The 19,245-nt window shown below is 70.3% G+C and carries 19 protein-coding genes and 1 riboswitch; of the genes, 9 read left to right on the top strand and 10 right to left on the bottom strand.

Features of this window, described 5'->3' with window-relative positions; genetic code table 11:
- Window positions 1-101: 101 nt before the first annotated feature.
- Window positions 102-1,889: a phosphomethylpyrimidine synthase ThiC gene (gene thiC / locus IF89_RS0106650; RefSeq protein WP_030762597.1), complete on the bottom strand. Its 1,788-nt coding sequence runs from the start codon at window positions 1,887-1,889 to the stop codon at window positions 102-104.
- Window positions 1,884-2,027, bottom strand: a riboswitch (TPP riboswitch). Its footprint overlaps the gene before it by 6 nt.
- A 72-nt stretch (window positions 2,028-2,099) precedes the next feature.
- Here thiC and IF89_RS0106645 point away from each other — a divergent pair.
- Entirely contained in the window at window positions 2,100-3,479 is a 1,380-nt protein-coding gene (locus IF89_RS0106645) for a YibE/F family protein (RefSeq protein ID WP_051806849.1), read from the top strand.
- An 89-nt stretch (window positions 3,480-3,568) separates the two neighbouring features.
- Here IF89_RS0106645 and IF89_RS0106640 read toward each other — a convergent pair whose 3' ends face one another.
- From IF89_RS0106640 to IF89_RS0106625, 4 genes are all read right to left on the bottom strand, one after another.
- On the bottom strand, window positions 3,569-4,018 hold the full coding sequence (locus tag IF89_RS0106640; protein ID WP_030762590.1) for an SsgA family sporulation/cell division regulator: 450 nt from the start codon (window positions 4,016-4,018) through the stop codon (window positions 3,569-3,571).
- Between the two features lie 97 nt (window positions 4,019-4,115).
- The gene (locus IF89_RS0106635) at window positions 4,116-4,853 is read right to left on the bottom strand and encodes a helix-turn-helix domain-containing protein (RefSeq protein WP_078628145.1); all 738 of its coding nucleotides are present in this window, start codon (window positions 4,851-4,853) and stop codon (window positions 4,116-4,118) included.
- 284 nt (window positions 4,854-5,137) lie between these two features.
- Entirely contained in the window at window positions 5,138-5,365 is a 228-nt protein-coding gene (locus IF89_RS0106630; protein WP_030025781.1) for a DUF5326 family protein, read from the bottom strand.
- A gap of 159 nt (window positions 5,366-5,524) precedes the next feature.
- A complete protein-coding gene (locus IF89_RS0106625) occupies window positions 5,525-5,842 on the bottom strand; it encodes a cupin domain-containing protein (RefSeq protein ID WP_030762586.1) in 318 nt (105 codons plus the stop codon).
- Between the two features lie 89 nt (window positions 5,843-5,931).
- Between IF89_RS0106625 and IF89_RS0106620 the strand changes: the two genes are divergently transcribed.
- The 4 genes from IF89_RS0106620 to IF89_RS0106605 all read left to right on the top strand — a co-directional run bounded on the left by IF89_RS0106620 (window position 5,932) and on the right by IF89_RS0106605 (window position 9,159).
- The gene (locus IF89_RS0106620) at window positions 5,932-6,312 is read left to right on the top strand and encodes a phage holin family protein (protein WP_030762583.1); all 381 of its coding nucleotides are present in this window, start codon (window positions 5,932-5,934) and stop codon (window positions 6,310-6,312) included.
- A gap of 54 nt (window positions 6,313-6,366) precedes the next feature.
- On the top strand, window positions 6,367-7,536 hold the full coding sequence (locus IF89_RS0106615; RefSeq protein WP_199820466.1) for a cystathionine gamma-lyase: 1,170 nt from the start codon (window positions 6,367-6,369) through the stop codon (window positions 7,534-7,536).
- A 178-nt stretch (window positions 7,537-7,714) separates the two neighbouring features.
- Window positions 7,715-8,620: a LysR family transcriptional regulator gene (locus tag IF89_RS0106610; protein ID WP_030762577.1), complete on the top strand. Its 906-nt coding sequence runs from the start codon at window positions 7,715-7,717 to the stop codon at window positions 8,618-8,620.
- A gap of 59 nt (window positions 8,621-8,679) precedes the next feature.
- On the top strand, window positions 8,680-9,159 hold the full coding sequence (locus IF89_RS0106605) for an NUDIX domain-containing protein (protein ID WP_030762574.1): 480 nt from the start codon (window positions 8,680-8,682) through the stop codon (window positions 9,157-9,159).
- Window positions 9,160-9,229: 70 nt separating this feature from the next.
- Here the strand turns inward: IF89_RS0106605 and IF89_RS0106600 are convergent, their stop codons facing one another.
- A complete protein-coding gene (locus tag IF89_RS0106600) occupies window positions 9,230-10,438 on the bottom strand; it encodes a globin domain-containing protein (protein WP_078628144.1) in 1,209 nt (402 codons plus the stop codon).
- A gap of 121 nt (window positions 10,439-10,559) precedes the next feature.
- Entirely contained in the window at window positions 10,560-11,210 is a 651-nt protein-coding gene (locus IF89_RS0106595) for an HAD family hydrolase (protein WP_030762568.1), read from the bottom strand.
- Between the two features lie 175 nt (window positions 11,211-11,385).
- Here IF89_RS0106595 and IF89_RS0106590 point away from each other — a divergent pair, with 175 nt between their 5' ends.
- The 3 genes from IF89_RS0106590 (at window position 11,386) to IF89_RS0106580 (ending at window position 13,998) form a co-directional block, all read left to right on the top strand.
- The gene (locus tag IF89_RS0106590; RefSeq protein WP_030762565.1) at window positions 11,386-12,279 is read left to right on the top strand and encodes a GNAT family N-acetyltransferase; all 894 of its coding nucleotides are present in this window, start codon (window positions 11,386-11,388) and stop codon (window positions 12,277-12,279) included.
- 14 nt (window positions 12,280-12,293) lie between these two features.
- Entirely contained in the window at window positions 12,294-12,755 is a 462-nt protein-coding gene (locus tag IF89_RS0106585) for a GNAT family N-acetyltransferase (RefSeq protein ID WP_030762561.1), read from the top strand.
- Window positions 12,756-12,822: 67 nt separating this feature from the next.
- Window positions 12,823-13,998, top strand: coding sequence for a winged helix DNA-binding domain-containing protein (locus tag IF89_RS0106580; protein ID WP_030762559.1), 1,176 nt, complete (start codon window positions 12,823-12,825; stop codon window positions 13,996-13,998).
- A 14-nt stretch (window positions 13,999-14,012) separates the two neighbouring features.
- Here the strand turns inward: IF89_RS0106580 and IF89_RS0106575 are convergent, their stop codons facing one another.
- Both IF89_RS0106575 and dnaB read right to left on the bottom strand, forming a co-directional pair.
- Complete coding sequence (locus tag IF89_RS0106575; RefSeq protein ID WP_030762556.1) at window positions 14,013-15,398, bottom strand: serine hydrolase domain-containing protein; 1,386 nt, start codon at window positions 15,396-15,398, stop codon at window positions 14,013-14,015.
- 9 nt (window positions 15,399-15,407) lie between these two features.
- Window positions 15,408-16,865 carry a replicative DNA helicase gene (gene dnaB / locus IF89_RS0106570; protein ID WP_030762553.1) on the bottom strand — a complete coding sequence of 486 codons (1,458 nt, stop codon included), beginning with the start codon at window positions 16,863-16,865 and terminating at the stop codon, window positions 15,408-15,410.
- A gap of 452 nt (window positions 16,866-17,317) precedes the next feature.
- Here dnaB and IF89_RS0106565 point away from each other — a divergent pair, with 452 nt between their 5' ends.
- Window positions 17,318-18,655, top strand: a complete 1,338-nt coding sequence (locus IF89_RS0106565; RefSeq protein WP_030762550.1) for an MATE family efflux transporter — start codon at window positions 17,318-17,320, stop codon at window positions 18,653-18,655.
- 141 nt (window positions 18,656-18,796) lie between these two features.
- Here IF89_RS0106565 and rplI read toward each other — a convergent pair whose 3' ends face one another.
- The gene (gene rplI / locus IF89_RS0106560; protein ID WP_030762548.1) at window positions 18,797-19,243 is read right to left on the bottom strand and encodes a 50S ribosomal protein L9; all 447 of its coding nucleotides are present in this window, start codon (window positions 19,241-19,243) and stop codon (window positions 18,797-18,799) included.
- Window positions 19,244-19,245 lie beyond the last annotated feature (2 nt).

Raw genomic sequence — 19,245 nt, 5'->3', positions numbered from 1 at the left:
GCCCCGGCAACACGAAAAACGGGCGGACCCGCGACTCCCCCCATGGGTCGCGGGTCCGCCCGTTCAGCCGGCCCTGCCGGGCCTGCCGTGCCGGGACGGCGTCAGTCGGCCAGCGGCAGGTAGACGCGGTTGCCCGAGGCCGCGAACTCGGCGGACTTCACCGCCATGCCGGCCTCGATCTCGTCGGCCTTCAGGTCGCCACCGTGCTCCCGGCGGATGTCCTGCGAGATCTTCATCGAGCAGAACTTCGGACCGCACATGGAGCAGAAGTGCGCGGTCTTGGCCGGCTCGGCGGGCAGGGTCTCGTCGTGGAACTCCCGTGCCGTGTCCGGGTCCAGGGCCAGGTTGAACTGGTCCTCCCAGCGGAACTCGAACCGCGCGTCGGACAGCGCGTCGTCCCACTGCTGCGCGCCCGGGTGCCCCTTGGCGAGGTCGGCCGCGTGCGCCGAGATCTTGTACGTGATGACGCCCGTCTTGACGTCGTCCCGGTTGGGCAGGCCCAGGTGCTCCTTGGGCGTGACGTAGCAGAGCATCGCCGTGCCCCACCAGGCGATCATCGCGGCACCGATGCCCGAGGTGATGTGGTCGTACGCGGGCGCCACGTCCGTGGTCAGCGGGCCCAGCGTGTAGAACGGCGCCTCCTCGCAGATCTCCTGCTGCAGGTCGATGTTCTCCTTGATCTTGTGCATCGGGACGTGGCCCGGGCCCTCGATCATCGTCTGGACGTTGTGGCGCTTGGCGATGGTGTTGAGCTCGCCCAGCGTCTTCAGCTCGGCGAACTGGGCCGCGTCGTTGGCGTCGGCGATGGAACCGGGACGCAGGCCGTCACCCAGCGAGTAGGTGACGTCGTACGTCGCCAGGATCTCGCAGAGCTCCTCGAAGTTCGTGTAGAGGAAGTTCTCCTTGTGGTGCGCGAGGCACCACGCCGCCATGATCGAGCCGCCGCGCGAGACGATGCCGGTCTTGCGGCGGGCCGTCAGGGGCACGTACGGCAGCAGCACGCCGGCGTGGACCGTCATGTAGTCGACGCCCTGCTCGGCCTGCTCGATGACCGTGTCCTTGTAGATCTCCCAGGTGAGGTCCTCGGCGCGGCCGTCGACCTTCTCCAGCGCCTGGTACAGCGGCACGGTGCCGATCGGCACGGGGGAGTTGCGCAGCACCCATTCGCGGGTGGTGTGGATGTTGCGGCCCGTCGAGAGGTCCATGACCGTGTCCGCGCCCCAGCGGGTCGCCCATGTCATCTTCTCCACCTCCTCCTCGATGGAGGAGGTGACGGCGGAGTTGCCGATGTTGGCGTTGACCTTCACCAGGAACTTCTTGCCGATGATCATCGGCTCGATCTCCGGGTGGTTCACGTTCGCCGGCAGCACCGCGCGGCCCGCGGCGATCTCCTCGCGGACGACCTCGGGGGAGACGTTCTCGCGGATCGCGACGTACTCCATCTCCGGGGTGATCTCGCCTCGGCGGGCGTACGCGAGCTGCGTGACGGCGGCGCCGTCCCGGCCCCGGCGGGGCTGGCGGGGCCGACCGGGGAAGACCGCGTCGAGGTTCTTGAGGCCACCGCGGGGCGAGGTGTGCTTGATGCCGTCGTCCTCGGGGCGGACCGGGCGGCCGGCGTACTCCTCGGTGTCGCCGCGGCCGATGATCCAGTTCTCGCGCAGCGGCGCGAGGCCCCGCCGTACGTCGGTCTCGATCTGCGGGTCGGTGTACGGACCGGACGTGTCGTACAGGGTCACGTCCTTGCCGTTGGTGAGGTGGACCTGGCGGACCGGCACCCGGATGTCGGGGCGGGAGCCCGCCACGTAGCCCTTGTGCCAGCCCGGCTTGCGCTCGGTCGAGCCGTCGGCGTCCTGGCTGACGGCAGGCGTGCGTGCGTCCTGAATGGTCATGAGACCTGATCTCCCTACGCCGGCATTACCCGGTAACAGGTTCGGCGGTCGGCGCAGCCTCCTCCCGTACGCATCGTGATCGCGTACGGTGATCAGCGCCCTCTCAGCCCGGTGCTCCGAGCTCCCGCGTTGTGCAAAGGTGCCCCCACGCTAGCGTCCTCCATGGCGTGCTGAACAGTGGGCCCCCTCATCTCTTGCGATGATCTGCTGGTGACGTCATCGCCGCAGCCTCCCTCCGAGCCCACTGAGCCCAGTGCCCACTCCGGCCACGCGCACGACGGCCACGGGCACTCCTCCGGCCATTCCCACAGCCACGGTCACGGGCCGGCCGCGCCCGTCTCGAAGCACCTGCGCAAGGTCATCGCGGCCGTCCTGATCCCCTTCGCCGCCGCTGTCTTCGTCGGCCTCGTGGTGCTGTGGCCGGGCGGCACCCCGGGCCACGAGCGGACGGGGGTGGGCTTCGACCGGCAGACCCAGCAGGCCACGGTGGTCTCGCTGGAGCAGGTCGACTGCAAGTCCGTGAACGCCTCGCAGGTGCCGTCGGGCGAAGGCGCCTCGACCCCGCCGGGCGGCGCGGCCCGGGGTGCGCAGGCCGGCGAGTGCAAGAAGGCCACCGTCGAGATCGGGACCGGCCCGGACAAGGGACGCACCTTCGTGGAGATCGTCCAGCCGGGCGCGCCCAGGCAGTTGGCGGACGGCCAGGAGGTGGTGGTGGCCTATGCCCCGGACGCGCCCCGGGACCTCCAGTACTCGGTGATCGACGTCAACCGGAAGCTGCCGCTGGCGGTGCTGGCCGGCATCTTCGCGCTCGCCGTCGTGCTCGTGGGGCGGATGCGCGGGCTGTTCGCGCTGATCGCCCTGGTGGTCAGCTTCGGCGTGCTGACGCTCTTCATCCTCCCCGCCATCCTGCAGGGTTCGAACCCGCTGGTGGTCGCGGTGGTGGGGGCGAGCGCGATCATGCTGATCGCGCTCTACATGTGCCACGGCCTGACGGCCCGCACATCGGTGGCCGTCCTCGGGACGCTCGTGTCGCTGCTGCTGATCGGCCTGCTGGGCTCGGTGTTCATCGACTGGGCGTTCCTCAGCGGCAACACGGACGACAACACCGGGCTGATCCACGGGCTCTACCCGGACATCGACATGAGCGGCCTGCTGCTCGCGGGCGTGATCATCGGATCGCTCGGCGTGCTCGACGACGTGACGGTCACCCAGACCTCGGCGGTCTGGGAGCTGCACCAGGCCGACCCGTCGATGGGGCCGCGGTCCCTGTACCGGGCGGCCATCAGGATCGGGCGCGACCACATCGCGTCGGTGGTCAACACCCTGGTGCTGGCCTACGCGGGCGCCGCGCTGCCGCTGCTCCTGCTGTTCTCGATCGCCAACAGCAGTGTGGGATCGGTGGCGAACAGCGAGCTGGTCGCGGTGGAGATCGTCCGGACGCTCGTGGGCTCGATCGGGTTGGTGGCCTCGGTGCCCGTGACGACGGCGCTCGCCGCCCTGGTGGTATCGGCCGACCGGCCGGAGTCCCCGGCCGGCGCAGCGGCCTCGGGGCAGGCCCGCGGCGGCCGGGGCCGCCGGCGCAAGCGCTGAACGGCCCCTGCGCGCGGCGGTGCACGCACTGACGCTGCTTGCGCGCGCCGGTGCTGGTCAGCGCGCCGACGGGTCGGTGCGGGGGCGGTTCAGCCTGCGTTCTGCTCGTTCTGCTTCGACTCGGCCAGGATCCGGCCGAGCGCCTCGTCCAAGTGCACCTCGAAGTCGCCGGTGTTCCGCTCCTGTCCGAGTGGAACGAGCCGGTCGGTGCGGTCGAGGAAGGCTACGAGTGGAGCCGCGCTGGCACGGAACAGCGCCCGGTCTGTGCCGACCTGGAGTCGGATGTGGACGTCGGACAACTCCTCGGGGCTGGTGGGGGCGACGTGCACATCGCCGTCGCCGCACGGCTTGTTGATGCCGTCGAGGAGGAGTTCCCGGCCGAACGCCCAGGTCACGGGCGCGTCTCCGGGAAGGTGAAAGGTCAGGCGGACTGCGTAGGGATCACGGGCGTCATACCGGAGTTCCACCGGGATCCGGAACGAGAGCTCCTCGGAAACGAGGAAGCTCATCATGACCTCTGCCTGTACCGACTCGCGCATTGCCTACCCCGCTGTAGTGGAAGTGGCCAGGAATGAACCCCCAGGGCCCTCTTGACAAGAGTGGTGGACGCGCACGCGGATCACAAGGAGTGAGTTTTCAGATACTGATAGAGAACGAGAGGGTGCTCAACAGCGCGCCTACTTCACAGCGTAGTCGATCGACTACACACAGCAATCGATCTTGGTGATGCAAGGGCAAGGAAATGGCCATAGTCGCGACCGCATCCCCGGCGGTGATGGGGATCGCGGCACAGACCGTGCCGAGGGCATATTCCTGCCGCTCGATTACCGTCTGCATTCGCCCGAGGGCCCCGATCCGGTTCTCCAAGGAGCGAAGATCGCGCACGGTATAAGGGGTGATGGCGTCCACCGGGTGACGGTCGTAATAGTCCCGGCGCGCATCCTCGTCGAGCTGTCCGAGCAGGCACTGCCCGATGGCGTGTGCGTATCCGGTCTGGCGGAAGTCGGCCCACTCCTCGCACGCCGGGCTGCCCGGGGTGTCGGAGACGCCCACGACCTCGATCTCACCCTCGCGGTAGACCGCGAAGTAGACGGGCGCCCCGACCGCGTCACGGAAGTGCGCGAGCGAGTCGAGGATTATGCTGCGACGTTTCTGCTGGAGTCCCCCGGCGGCCAGCCTCCCGGCTGCCTCGCCGAGTACGAAGACTCCGCCCTCCCGGCGCAGATAGCCCTCGTGGGTCAGGGTGCGCAACAGGTGGTACGCGGTGGGAAGGGGGAGCCCGGCCTCACGCGCCAGCTGCTTCGCCGGGGCTCCCCCGCTGTGGGATCCCGCGGCTTCGAGCAGCCTCAGCGCCCTCTGCACCGAACCGATCAGTGTCGGCACACCGGCATTGTGGACCGGAGACACAGCTCACCCCCAGGCGTGGTGGCGGGCCTTCAGGGGTGACCCGCTCGGCGGGGGCCGCCCCCGCACATGCCCGTTCCTGGGGTCGCGCTCGGCGGGTCGTCGGCATCACCACAGGTCAGGAGGTGATACCGGCTCTTGGTGCCCAGGGACGGCACACCTCGCGACTCTATCCACCGATTCCGTGGCCGTGAGCGGTTCGGGGCGTCACGTTCCCTCAGCCGGGTTAACGCCGAGCCGCCCCGGACCGTCACCTACCACTCGCCGGACGAGGACTTCGACGTGCCGCCGCCGACCTTCTTCACGACGAAGATCAGACCCGCGACGAGGCCGACGAAGAGGAGCAGCTTGAAGGCGAACGAGATCAGTGCGCCCAGGATGCTGGTGATGACGCCGCCGAAGACGAACAGGGCCAGCAGCGGAACGGCGACCCACTTAACCCACCAGGGCATGCCTGCGAATATCTCTCGGATGCCGTTCATGTCCTCGACCTCTTCCTGGTCTTCCCGTCGGTGACTTCCTGCTCCCGATGCTAGGAGCGGGCGGGATCGGATCGGGGCCCGCGAGCCCCCGGAGTCCCCTGATCCGCCCCTTAGGGGGACAGGGGCCGCGCCCCCCACCGCCCCGCACCCCCAGGCCGCTCAGGCCTCCGGCGGGGAGAACACCACCATCACCCTCAGGTCCTCGGTGATGTGGTGGAACTTGTGCGGGACGCCCGCCGGGACGTAGACGACGCTGCCCCGCGCCACGGTGGTGGTCTCCTCCCCGACCGTGATCGAGGCCCTGCCGCTCACGACGAAGTACACCTCGTCCTGTCCGTGCGGCCGCTGCGGGTCGCTCTGGCCGGCATCGAGCGCGTACAGCCCGACGGACATGTTCCGCTCGCGCAGGAACTGCAGATAGGCGCCGTCGTTGGCGGCCCGTTCCGCTTCGAGCTCGTCAAGCCGGAAGGCTTTCATCGTGGTTGTGCCCCTTGTACTCGATCGTTCCTTCGCATCCGCTGATCTGCGGATGTCCCGCCGGGATCTTCTCTGCCACGATCAGACACATGACGAATTTCGTAGTCAAGACGCTCGCCAACGCGGCGGCCCTGGCCGTCGCCGTGTGGCTGCTCGCCGGCATCACCCTCGACGACGGCAGCAGCCTCGGCCGCCGGACCCTCACCCTGATCCTCGTCGCACTGGTCTTCGGCCTGGTCAACCTGATCGTCAAGCCGCTCGTGAAGCTGCTGTCGCTGCCCCTCTTCGTCCTCACCCTGGGGCTGTTCACCCTGGTCGTGAACGCCCTGATGCTGCTCCTGACCTCGTGGCTGGCCGATCAGCTCGACCTCAGCTTCCACGTCGACGGGTTCTGGACCGCGCTGCTGGGCGGCCTGATCATCTCCGTCGTGTCCTGGGCCGTGAACCTGGTCCTTCCCGACAAGGACTGAACAGGCCGCCGGTCTGCCGGACGCCGTACGCGAGGCGATGAAGGAGCACACCGCGTGAATGAGCACTTCCCCGAAGCAACCGGCGGGGCGATCGGCGACGGCACCCGCGCCGTCCGGGCCGGCCTGCCCGAGGCCGTCAAGAACGAACCGCCCCTGCCGGGACCGGTCTTCGCCGCGCACTTCCACCTCCCCGGGGACGTCGAGGGACCGTACGCCTACGGCCGGGACACCAACCCGACCTGGACCCTGCTGGAACGGGCCGTCGGAGAGCTGGAGGCCCCCGGCCAGGACGTCCACACGATCGTCTTCGCCTCCGGCATGGCGGCCGTGTCCGCGGTCCTCCTCTCCCAGACGCGCACGGGTGACACCGTCGTCCTGCCGGACGACGGCTACCAGGCGCTGCCCCTGCTGCGGGAGCAGCTGGAGGCGTACGGGATCCATGTCCGCACCGCCCCCACCGGCGGGGACGCCCAGATGGAGGTGCTCGACGGCGCCCGGATGCTGTGGATCGAGACGCCCTCCAACCCGGGGCTCGACGTGTGCGACGTCCGGCACCTCGTGGCGGCCGCGCACGCCGGCCGGACCCTGGTCGCCGTGGACAACACCCTCGCCACGCCCCTGGGGCAGCGGCCCCTGGAGCTCGGGGCGGACTTCTCGGTCGCGAGCGGCACCAAGGGACTCACGGGCCACGGGGACCTGCTGCTCGGGTACGTCGTGTGCCGCGACCCGGAACTCGCGGCCCGCGTCCGCGGATGGCGCAAGATCGTCGGCGCGATCCCCGGTCCCATGGAGGCCTGGCTCGCCCACCGTTCGCTGGCCACGATCCAGCTGCGCGCGCAGCGCCAGTGGACCAACGCCCTGGCCGTCGCGGAGGCGCTGAACGGACGCCGGGACGTGAGCGGGGTGCGCTACCCCGGCCTCCCCACGGACCCGTCCCACAAGACGGCCGCCCGCCAGATGCGGGGCTTCGGCTCGGTGGTCTCCTTCACGCTGCCCGACCGGGCCCACGCCGAACGGTTCATGGCCGCCCTGCACCTCGTCGAGGACGCCACGAGTTTCGGGGGCGTACGGTCCACCGCCGAGCGGCGCGGGCGGTGGGGCGGCGACGCCGTGTCCGAGGGCTTCATCCGCTTCTCGGCCGGGGCGGAGGACACCGAGGATCTGGTCGCGGACGTGCTGCGCGCCCTCGACCACGCCCTCGACGCGGCTGGTCGGAAACACTGAGCGGACCGCGGTGAAGGGCGGTCCGAGCCTCCCCCCTAGTGGCTCGGACCGCCCCGGGTTCCGCGCGCGAAGAACCACGCCACAAGGCTAATTGACTCTGCGTCAGAGTCCAATCACGGTAGCGACAGGGGCCTATCTGCATATTTATAGTTGTAGACCCCCACCGAGAGGTGTCGCGATGGATCTGGCCCTGCTGCGCACCTTCGTCACCGTCCACCGGGCGGGTTCGTTCACCCGCGCCGCTGCCCTCCTCGGGCTGTCCCAACCCGCCGTGACCTCACAGATCCGCACCCTGGAAAGGCAGCTGGGGCGCCCGCTGTTCCACCGCCGGGCCCGCGGGGTCACCCCGACCACCGTCGGCGACGAACTCGCCCACAAGGCCGCCCCGCACCTCGACGCCCTGCTGCGGATCACCGAGGCCGAGCGGGAGGACACCGGAGGACTGCGGTCCCTGCACGTCGCCGGACCGCCCGAGTTCCTGTCGCTGCGCGTGCTGCCCGCCCTGGCGCCCCTGGTCGGCCAGGGCCACACTCTGCGTGCGACCTTGCAGAGCGACGCCGCAGCCGTGCTCGACGGCCTCGCCGCCGGTCACCACGACCTCGTCGTCACCACCGCACATCCCCGCGGGGGCCCCTTCACCACCACGGCACTGTGCGACGAGGAGCACGTCCTGGTCGGCGCGCCCTACTGGGCCGCCCTCGTCGACACGGACCGACTGCGGGACGACGGGCCCGTGGCCCTGGAGGGCATCCCGCTCGTCGAGGTCCACGAGACCCTGCCGCTCGTCACCCGGTACTGGAGTGCCGTCTTCGACGTCCTGCCCGCGGGCCGGTCGCTGACCGCCACCGTCGTCGCACCGGACCTGCGCGCCGTACTGCAGTGCGTGCTGGCGGGCGCCGGGCTCGCGGTGCTGCCCCGGTACCTGTGCCAGGACGCCCTCGACAGCGGCCGGATCGCGGCCGTCGCCGAGCCTGCCGTGCCACCGCTGCGCACGTGGTTCCTGGTCCTACGGGCCGGCAGCCCGGCCCTCGCCCACCTCGCCCGGGCGCGTCAGCGCCTGCTGGACGCCGCCGTGCACTGGTGAGCCCCCTGTTTCCGGCCCCGGCGCGTTTCAGAAGCGGAGCGGTGGGCCACTCTTCTCCCATGACCGAACGTCCCGTGGTCAAACGCACCGCCCGCGCGATCCTGCTCGACGGTGATGACCTGATCCTCATCAAACGCACCAAGCCCGACGTGGACCCGTACTGGGTCACCCCTGGTGGGGGAGTGGAACCCACCGACGCCACCGTCGTCGACGCCCTCCACCGAGAGGTCGACGAAGAACTGGGCGCGAAGATCACCGATGTGGTGCCCTGCTTCGTCGACACCGTCGAGCACATCGTCGGCGGCGGAGTGACCGGCGTGAAGGTGCAGCACTTCTTCGTCTGCCGCCTCGAATCCATGGACCCCGGCCTCCGGCACGGCCCCGAAGTCGACGAGCCCGCCGGAGAGTACGAGATCGTCCGCGTGCCCTTCAGCCGGGTGGGCATCGCAGCGGTCCATCTCGTGCCGCTGTCCCTCCGCCACTACCTGGACGGCAACATCGAGGGCGTACGCGCCATGCACGCCCCCGACCTCGGCTGACACCCCCTCCGGGCTCGGGCCGAGGCCTCCGGGGCCGGCGGACACGGCCGGCGGCCCCGGGCCGCCGGTCTCACCCGTCGCTGCCCACCAGTTCCTCGACCGCGTCGTGCCGGATCCGCTCGCCGGGAATGCCGATGCGCAGGAGTTCGTCCACCCCGCTGCGGATCATCGCCGGAGGGCCCGAGATGAACGCGTCGTACGAACTCCAGGGCCCGTGCTCACCCACCGCGTGCGGCAGCTGTCCCGCCAGCCCGTCGCCCACGACGGGCCGTACCGACAGCCACGGGTGCGAGCGCTGGAGGCCCAGGAGGGTGTCCTTGTCGTAGAGGTCGTTGTCGCTGCGCGCCCCGAAGAAGACCTCCACCGGGCGCCGCTCACCGTGCCCGGCCACGTCCTCGATGAGCGCCTTGATGGGGGCAATGCCGGTCCCCCCGCCCAGGCAGAGCATGCCGTTGTCCGTGGTGTGGTCGACCACCATGGACCCGGCGGGCGGCCCCAGGCGCAGCACGTCACCGGGCCGGGCATGGCGTACCAGGGCGTTGGAGACCCAGCCCGCGGGGACGGCCTTGACATGGAAGGAGAGCAGGCCGTCGGCCCGGGGGGCCGAGGCGAAGGAGTAGTGCCGCCACACCCGGGGCCACCACGGGGTCTCCAGGCTCGCGTACTGGCCCGCCAGGAAGGGGTAGGGCTGGTCGGGGCGGACGGTCAGCACGGCGATGTCAGGGGTACGCAGGTCGTGGGAGACCACTTCGGCGTGCCACCACGCAGGGGCCTTCACCTCGTCCGCCGCCGCGGCGTCGATCATGATCTGGGAGATCGCGGTGTATGCCCGCACCCACGCGGCCTGGGTCTGCGACCCCCAGCTCTGCGTTGCGAAGCGGGCCAGCGCCCCGATGAGGGCCTCTCCGATCACGGGGTAGTGGCCGGCCATGGTGCCGTATTTGCGGTGCCCCGTGCCCAGTCGGCAGAGGTAGGGGGCGAGGACCTCAGGATTGTCGATGTGCTCCGCGGCGGTCAGCAGGGCCTTCAGCAACCGGTCGCGCTGGGTGTCCATGGCTGCCGGGAACATGCCCCGCACTTCCGGGTGCCCGGTGAAGACCAGGGCGTAGAAGTAGGAGGTCACCCTGTCGGCGACCGGGGCGATCTCCGCGAGGGTCCGGCGGATGAGCACGGCATCCGGTGAGGGCTCGGCCGCACCGCCCTCGGCAGGTATCCGGGCCGCTTCGCGTCTGGCCGATCTGGTGGGCGGAGCGTCCATGCGGTGCCTCGCTTCGAGCATCTCGGTCGGTGTGCACACGCCACGGTCCATGAAGCCGTGGTTCCGGGTTTCACAGCGTGCCAGCCGTCTTCGACGCCTGCGGGGAAACGAGGAAAATCCGCGTTTCGAACCCACTTTCCTCCTAAGATGCCGCAACTCCCGGGCGCGCCACGGCCACGAGCTGGTATACCTCCCGCAGATCGCGTCCCTCATAGACATGGGTCGCACGAGCGGCCAGATGAGGTCGTGCGTTGACCGCCACCGAGACGGACACGGCCTCGAAAAGGTGGATGTCGGTCCCTGAATCCCCGTACGCCACACAGTCGCTCCGGGTCACGCCGAACTGCTCGCACAACCGGTCGGCCACCGCGACCTTGCCCTCGGGAGTCAGGATTCCGGCCGCTTCCACGGGCCGGGTGAACGGCACTTCGGGGAAGACGGACCCGTGGGCGGCATGGGCGCCCCACTCCAGCAGCAGCTCCACGAAGAAGGACGGCGACAGGGAGACCACGGCGCAGTACTCACCGCGCTGCCGGATCTCCTGCCAGACGTCCCGGATGCCCGCCAACCAGGGAGCCCCGTCGAACGCGGCCCTGACGTGCTCCGGCGTCAGCGCGGCCCACAGCGCATGGACCGCAACCGAGAACTGGTGAGGTTCGATCTCCCGCGCGGCGAAGGACCGCTCCAACTCGGTGATCTCGGCACTCATCCCGAGCTGGCGGGAGATCTCCGCCGGAGCCGCCGAGCCGTACATCAGCGTTCCGTCGAGGTCGAAGAGGTGCAGGCGCGTCATAGCCGTCGAGGTTAGTGGGTTGGTTTCACGTGAAACACCGTGTTTCATGTGAAACACCGCGTGGGTGTTTCACGCGGCGCTCTGGGCGGTAAGGCCGGCTGGAGAGTCATGTTTCACGTGAAACATCGACTCAAATCCTCTGGACGGCTCTCGGCCCATGATCCAGTCTGGGCCGGTGACACCACCACACATCACCGATCTGCCGATCCGGGCGCTGACCGTGGACGACCTCCACCGCTGCGCCGACCTGTCCGAAGATCGTGGCTGGCTCCGCGAGGACCACAAGTGGGGACTGCTCCTCGCCGCCGGGAACGGCTTCGGCGTGGACGCCCCGGACGGCCGGGGCCTCGCCGCCGCCTGCGTCGTCACCCGGTACGGCAACACCTCTGCCGGACCAGACCTCGCTGCCATCGGCATGGTCCTCGTGGCCGACCGCTACGCCCGCCAGGGACTGGGGCGGGCCCTGATGACCCATGTCTGTGACGGCGTCCTCAAGGGAACTGCGCTCACCCTGCACGCCACGCCGCACGGTCGCCCTCTCTACGAAGAACTCGGCTTCGCGACCACGGGGCGCGCCGAGATGCTGGTGGGCACCTTCCAGCAGGAGGGCGCCGCCGACACGGAGGACGCCCCGCACATCCGGCCGGCGGTTGCCGACGACCTCCCCCGCATCCTGCGTCTGGACGCGGAGGTCTTCGGTGCCGACCGCACACACATGATCACGCGGCTGCCGGCCTTCGCCGACCAGCTGCTCGTCTCCGAGGACCATGGCGCGGAAGGCATGCTCACCGGGTTCGCCGCGGCCTGGCCCAACATGCACACCCACGTCGTCGGTCCGCTCATCGCTCGCGACACCGGCACCGCCAAAGCCCTGATCACCGCTCTCGCCAGGGGCACAACCCGGCCGCTGCGTACCGATGTCGACGTACGGCATGAGGAACTGCTGGCCTGGCTCAAGCAGCGGGGACTGGAGTCCGTGGCCTTCAATGCCGTCATGACCCGAGACATCCCCGATCTGCCCGGTGACTGGACGCGTCGCTGGGCGCCGCTGACCGTGGCCGCCGGCTGAGGGGGTACATCATCGTGACCGATCCCTGCGAGGTGGCGATCCGGCCCGCCACCGAGGCTGATCTGCCGGCCATCGTCGCCATGCTGGCCGACGACCCGCTCGGCGCCACCCGCGAATCACCGGAAGACCTCACCCCGTACCGCACGGCCCTGCAGCGGCTCACCGGTGACCCCCACCAGCATCTGGTCGTCGCGGTCCGGGCCGGCCGGGTCGTGGGGACCCTCCAGCTGACGATCGTTCCCGGCCTCTCCCGCAAGGGCGCCACGCGCTCCGTCATCGAGGGCGTCCGCGTCCACGCGGACGAGCGCGGCAGCGGACTCGGCACCCGGTTCATCGAGTGGGCCATCGAGAAGTCCCGCGCCGAGGCCTGCACGCTCGTCCAGTTGACGTCCGACGTGACCCGCACCGACGCCCACCGCTTCTACGAACGGCTCGGGTTCACCGCATCGCACGTCGGCTTCAAACTCCTGCTCTGACATCCCGCATCCGTGGGCCGGGCCGAACCGGGCCGTTGTGTCGGCGGTCCGGCCTACGATCGGGAGGATGAGCGCCCGTCTCCCCCTCATCACCACCACCGAGCGCAGGTACCGGCTGGGCCGACGCCACCGGCTGGCCCCGTCGGCCCGCGCCACGACGGTCGCGGAGACGGCGGACTCCGTCGTCGCCCTGCACGCGACCGACGCCGCGACGGTCTTCCTCTCCGCGCGGGCCCGGCTCGCCGGAGGCAGCCCCGCCGTGGTGGAGCAGGCGCTGTACGAGGAGGTACGGCTCGTGCGGCTGCTCAGCATGCGCAACACCCTCTTCGCGGTCTCGGCGGAACTGGCCCCCTACGTCGACGCGGCAAGTGCACGCGCCATCGCGGCCAAGGAGCGCCGTACCTTCCTCAAGCACCTCGACGAGGACGGGCAGGGACTCGACGCCGCCTGGCTGGCCGGCGTGGAGGCCGAGGCGCTGGACACGCTCGACACCGAGGGGCCCCTCACCGGCAGTCAACTGTCCGCCGCCGTGCCCGCCCTGCGACGGAAGATCACCCTCAGCCGCGGCAAGAAGTACGAGACGGAGCAGGGAGTCGCCACCCGGGTCATCCGCCTCCTGGCCGCCGACGGCCGGATCCGCCGGGACCGGCCGCGGGGATCGTGGACCTCCAGCCAGTTCCGCTGGGTCCACACCGCACCGTGGCCCGCCCTACCGGCCGCCGAGGCGCGCGCGGAGATCGCCCGGCGCTGGCTGTACGCGTATGGCCCGGCCACCGAGGCCGACCTGAAATGGTGGACCGGGTGGACGCTCACGGACGTCCGCAAGGCTCTCGCCGCCGTCGGTCCCGACCGGGTGCGCCTCGATGACGGCAGCACCGCGCTCGTAGGCCCCGGAGACACCGCACACGAGCCTGCTCCTGAGCCGTGGGCAGCGCTGCTCCCCGCGCTCGACCCCAGCGGCATGGGATGGGCCGACCGGAGCTTCCACCTCGACCCCGCCCACCGCTCCGCCCTCTTCGACTATGCGGGCAACATCGGCCCCACGGTGTGGTGGAACGGCGAGATCGTCGGCGGCTGGGCCCAGCGACCGGACGGTGGGATCGTCTGGCGGCTGCTGGGCGACCCCGGCCGTACGGCCGAGCAGGCGATCACTGCCGAGGCCGACCGCCTCTCCGCCTGGGTGGGCGAAGCGCGCGTCACCCCGCGCTTCCGCACACCGCTGGAACGTGAGCTCGTCGCCTGAGACCGGTCCGGCCGTCAGCCGATCCCGCGCCAGCCCTGCGGGTCGACCCCGCCGGGCACCGGCGCCCCCGGGTCGTACGGCTCCCTGGTGAACACGAAGGAGGCCAGGTCGAGATGGCTCACAAAGCCGTCCTCGCGGCGCACCGCGCGCAGCGTCTCGCCCGCGTAGTACCCGGACAGGCCGGTCCAGCTGCCGTCGGGCTCGGCCCGGAACCGCGCCGTGCGGCCCACAACGCCGACGGGTCCCAGCTCCAGTGAACCGTCCGCGACCAACCGCACGACGTGGGGCGCAGTGCCCCAGTACCAGGGGCCGCACAGTTCCAGCGGCACCTGCTCCGCCTCCGTGAACGGCCGCCACGGCCGGGGGAACGGCGGTTCGGCGTCCGCCACGATCCCGATGAGATCGGCGGCGACGGCCGTCACGGCCGGCCCCGACGTGCAGTTGGCCAGGACCACCGCCGCCATGTCGTCGGCCTCGCTCAGCCACAGTCCGGCGACGAACCCCGGCAGCGAGCCGCTGTGGCCCGCCAGCCTGCGCGTTCCGTGGGCCATCAGCTGCACTCCCAGCCCGTAGCCGAGTTCGGCGAGCCCGGGCTCGGGCGGCGCGGCCGGCCGGCGCATCTCCCCTACGGACTCCGCGCTCAGGACCCGCTGGTCACCTCGCAGCAGGAAGTCGGCGAACCGTGCGAGATCCCTGGTCGTGGACCAGAGCTGGCCGGCCGCGGCCATCAGCCCGAGGTCCTCCAGCGGCTCGGGCATCATCACGTCGGCCCACGGATGGACCGCCCAGCCGCCCGCGTGGGGGGCCTGGGGCCGCCCGCTCGTCCGGTCCAGGCCGAGGGGCTCCAGCACCTCGGCCCGCAGGACGTCCTCCCAGGGCCTGCCGCGCACCGCCTCCACCAGCGAACCGAGCAGGGTGTAACCGGGGTTGGAGTAGTGGTGCCGCGTGCCCGGAGTGAGCCGGAAGGGCTCCTCCCCCAGGACGTCGACGAGCCCGGGACGCTGCGCGCCGGGGGTGCGCTCCCACCACTCGCCGGGGGTCTCCGCCGCCAGCCCGCCGGTATGGGCCAGCAGTTGGGCGACGGTGACCCGGCCGACACCCGTTCCCGGGAGGTGCTTCTCCAGCGGGTCGTCGAGCGCCAACAGGCCTTCGTCCCGCAGGCGCATCACGAGGACGGCCGTGAAGGTCTTGCTGATGGACCCGATCCGGTACTGGACGTTCCCGTCCGGGCCGTGCCCTTCCACGGAGGTTCGGGCGCCCTCCCAGACCACCTCCCCGCCGCGCAGCACGGCCGCCACGACCGACGGCGCTCGCCCCGCGCTCTGCGCGACGGCAATCCGGTGCCTCAGCGCACGCCGGGTGGTGGGAAGCAGTTCCAGGTCCTCAGCAAGCTCATCCATGATCGGATGCTACGTGTTGGCCATGTCCACGAAGCGCGAGTAATGGCCCTGGAAGGCCACGGTGATCGTCGCCGTGGGGCCGTTGCGGTGCTTGGCCACGATCAGGTCGGCCTCGCCGGCGCGCGGCGACTCCTTCTCGTAGGCGTCCTCGCGGTGCAGCAGGATCACCATGTCGGCGTCCTGCTCGATCGAGCCCGACTCACGCAGGTCGGAGACCATCGGCTTCTTGTCGGTGCGCTGCTCGGGACCACGGTTCAGCTGGGAGAGCGCGATCACCGGGACCTCCAGCTCCTTCGCCAGCAGCTTCAGGTTTCGCGACATGTCCGAGACCTCCTGCTGGCGGCTCTCGGGGCGGCGCGAGCCACCCGACTGCATCAGCTGGAGGTAGTCGATGACCACGAGCGAGAGGTCGTTGCGCTGCTTGAGCCGTCGGCACTTGGCCCGGATCTCCATCATCGACAGGTTGGGGGAGTCGTCGATGTAGAGGGGGGCGGCGGACACGTCGGGCATCCGGCGGGCCAGCCGGGTCCAGTCGTCGTCCGTCATCGTGCCCGAACGCATGTGGTGCAGTGCCACCCTGGCCTCCGCCGAGAGGAGGCGCATGGCGATCTCGTTGCGTCCCATTTCGAGGGAGAAGATCACGCTGGGGAGGTTGCTCTTGATGGAGCAGGCCCGCGCGAAGTCCAGCGCCAGCGTGGACTTGCCCATGGCGGGGCGGGCGGCGATGACGATCATCTGGCCCGGGTGCAGGCCGTTGGTCAGCGAGTCCAGGTCGGTGAAACCGGTGGGGACGCCGGACATCTGGCCGCTGCGCGAACCGATGGCCTCGATCTCGTCGAGGGCGCCCTCCATAATGTCGCCGAGCGGCAGGTAGTCCTCGGAGGTCCGCTGCTCGGTGACGGCGTAGATCTCGGCCTGGGCACTGTTGACGATCTCGTCGACATCGCCGTCGGCCGCGTACCCCATCTGCGTGATCTTCGTACCGGCGGCGACGAGGCGGCGCAGGACGGCCCGCTCGTGCACGATCTCCGCGTAGTACTCCGCGTTCGCCGCGGTCGGCACGGACTGGACCAGGGTGTGCAGGTAGGAGGCCCCGCCGACCTTGCTGATCTCGCCGCGTCGCGTCAGCTCGGCGCCGACAGTGATCGGGTCGGCCGGCTCGCCCTTGGCGTAGAGGTCGAGGATGGCCTGGTAGATCGTCTCGTGCGACGGCCGGTAGAAGTCGTGGCCCTTGAGGACCTCGACGACGTCGGCGATGGCGTCCTTGGAGAGCAGCATGCCGCCGAGCACCGACTGCTCGGCATCGAGGTCCTGCGGAGGGACGCGCTCGAAGCCGCCGCCGTCCCAGGAGCCACCCTCGCGTCCCCGGTCGTGCTGCTCGTCGCCGCGGCCCCGGCCCTCGCTGTTGCGGCGCGGACGAGCGGGCAGACGGTCACTCGGACCGCTGTCGGCCCAGGGGTCGTCCATGGGCTCCGGGGGCATGCTCACCGGGCCTCCTCCCGTCCGCAAGGCGGACCTCGCCGTGCGACTCTTTCTACGACACGGCTCTGACATTTGGGGCACCCGAATCGGCTGTCGGCGAGTCGGGCAACGCACCACGGTAGGGCCGGGAGCGGCGTCAGCCAATCTTGTTATCCACAGGGTCTGTGGATGACGTGTGGATGACGGCGCCAATGCTGTGGGTAACTCCCCGGAAGCTGTGCACGGACCAGGGGACGACGCTGTGGACAAAATCACCCGGGGACCCCCGTTACCCACGCTGACCTGGCATTTCTTCGTCCACCGAGCCGGCTCGCGAAATTTGTTCGCCACACTTCCGTGAACGCCGCCGAAGAACCGGAGAGAACGCGCAAGTCAGCACGGTGGTAAGGATCCAGACCCGGTTGCATCCATTACCTGTGGAAGATTAGATTGGTCGCATGACACAGGCCCTCGCAGCACCCCCGGCAGGGCCGAGACGGCACGACCGGGAGATCTTCGCACTCGCCGTCCCGGCCTTCGGCGCACTCGTCGCCGAGCCCCTCTTCGTGATGGCCGACAGTGCCATCGTGGGGCACCTCGGGACACCCCAGCTGGCCGGCCTGGGCATCGCCGCCGCCCTCCTGACCACCGCGGTGAGCGTGTTCGTCTTCCTCGCCTACGCCACCACGGCGGCCGTCTCCCGCCGGGTCGGGGCGGGCGACCTGCAGGCGGCCATCCGGCAGGGGATGGACGGCATCTGGCTCGCGCTCCTGCTCGGTGTGGCCGTCATCGCCGTGGTACTTCCCGCCGCGCCCTCGTTGATCGCAGTGTTCGGCGCCTCGGACACGGTCGCCCCGCACGCGCTCACCTACCTGCGCATCTCCGCGCTCGGCATCCCGGCGATGCTCGTGGTCCTGGCCGCGACCGGTGTGATCCGCGGCCTCCAGGACACCCGCACCCCGCTCTACGTCGCCATCGGGGGCTTCGCCCTCAACGCGATCCTGAACGTCGCACTCGTTTACGGCGCGGGCCTCGGCATCGCCGGCTCCGCCTGGGGCACGGTCCTCGCCCAGTGCGCCATGGCGGCGGCCTACCTCGTCGTCGTCGTACGCGGCGCCCGTCGGCACGGAGCCTCCCTGCGGCCCGACGCGGCGGGAATCCGTGCCTGCGCCCAGGCCGGTGCTCCCCTACTGGTCCGCACCCTGTCCCTGCGCGCCATTCTGATGATCGCGACCGCCGTGGCCGCCCGGCTCGGTGACGCCGACATCGCGGCCCACCAGATCCTGCTCTCCCTGTGGAGCCTGCTCGCCTTCGCCCTCGACGCCATCGCAATCGCCGGACAGGCGATCATCGGCCGGTACCTGGGTTCGGGCGACACCGACGGCGCCAAGGCCGTCTGCCGCCGGATGGTGCAATGGGGGATCGTGACCGGCATCGTGCTCGGCCTGCTGGTGGTTCTCGCCCGACCGGTCTTCATTCCGCTGTTCACCAGCGACCCGGCCGTCGAGAACGCCCTCCTGCCCGCCCTGCTGGTCGTGGCCCTCTCCCAACCCGTGTCGGGCATCGTCTTCGTGCTCGACGGGGTCCTGATGGGCGCGGGCGACGGCCGCTACCTGGCCGCGGCCATGCTCGTGACGCTCGCCGTGTTCACCCCGGCCGCACTCCTCGTCCCGGCCCTGGGAGGCGGCCTCACCATGCTGTGGTGGGCCATGACCCTCATGATGCTGGCCCGGATGGTGACCCTCCAGCTGCGTGCCCGCTCCGGCCGATGGGCGGTCGCGGGCGCCACCCGGTAGGTGTTTCACGTGAAACACGGCGAGGCGGCATGTCCGCGCACCGTGTTTCACGTGAAACATCGCCTGCCGCCGGTAGCCACATGCTTCGCGAAACGACGAAGGGCCGCACCCCGACGGGGTGCGGCCCTTCGTGTGCTGCCCTTAGGCGGCGACGACCTCGATGCCCACGTTCGCGGCAACGTCAGCGTGCAGACGCACGGAGACCTGGTGCGAACCGAGGGTCTTGATCGGGGAGCCCAGCTCCACGCGGCGCTTGTCGACCTTCGGGCCACCGGAAGCCTCGATCGCCGTGGCGATGTCGGCCGGGGTCACGGAACCGAAGAGACGACCGGCCTCACCCGCGCGGGTGGCCAGACGGACCTTCACGCCCTCGAGCTTGGCCTTGACCTCGTTGGCCTGCTCGATGGTCGCGATCTCGTGGATCTTGCGGGCGCGGCGGATCTGCGCCACGTCCTTCTCGCCGCCCTTGGTCCAACGGATCGCGAAACCACGCGGGACCAGGTAGTTGCGAGCGTAGCCGTCCTTGACGTCGACGACGTCGCCGGCGGTGCCGAGGCCAGAAACCTCGTGGGTCAGGATGATCTTCATTG

The organism is Streptomyces sp. NRRL F-2664 (assembly GCF_000719345.1).
Taxonomy (GTDB): Bacteria; Actinomycetota; Actinomycetes; order Streptomycetales; family Streptomycetaceae; genus Streptomyces.
This window is presented reverse-complemented; position numbering and strand designations above follow the sequence as displayed.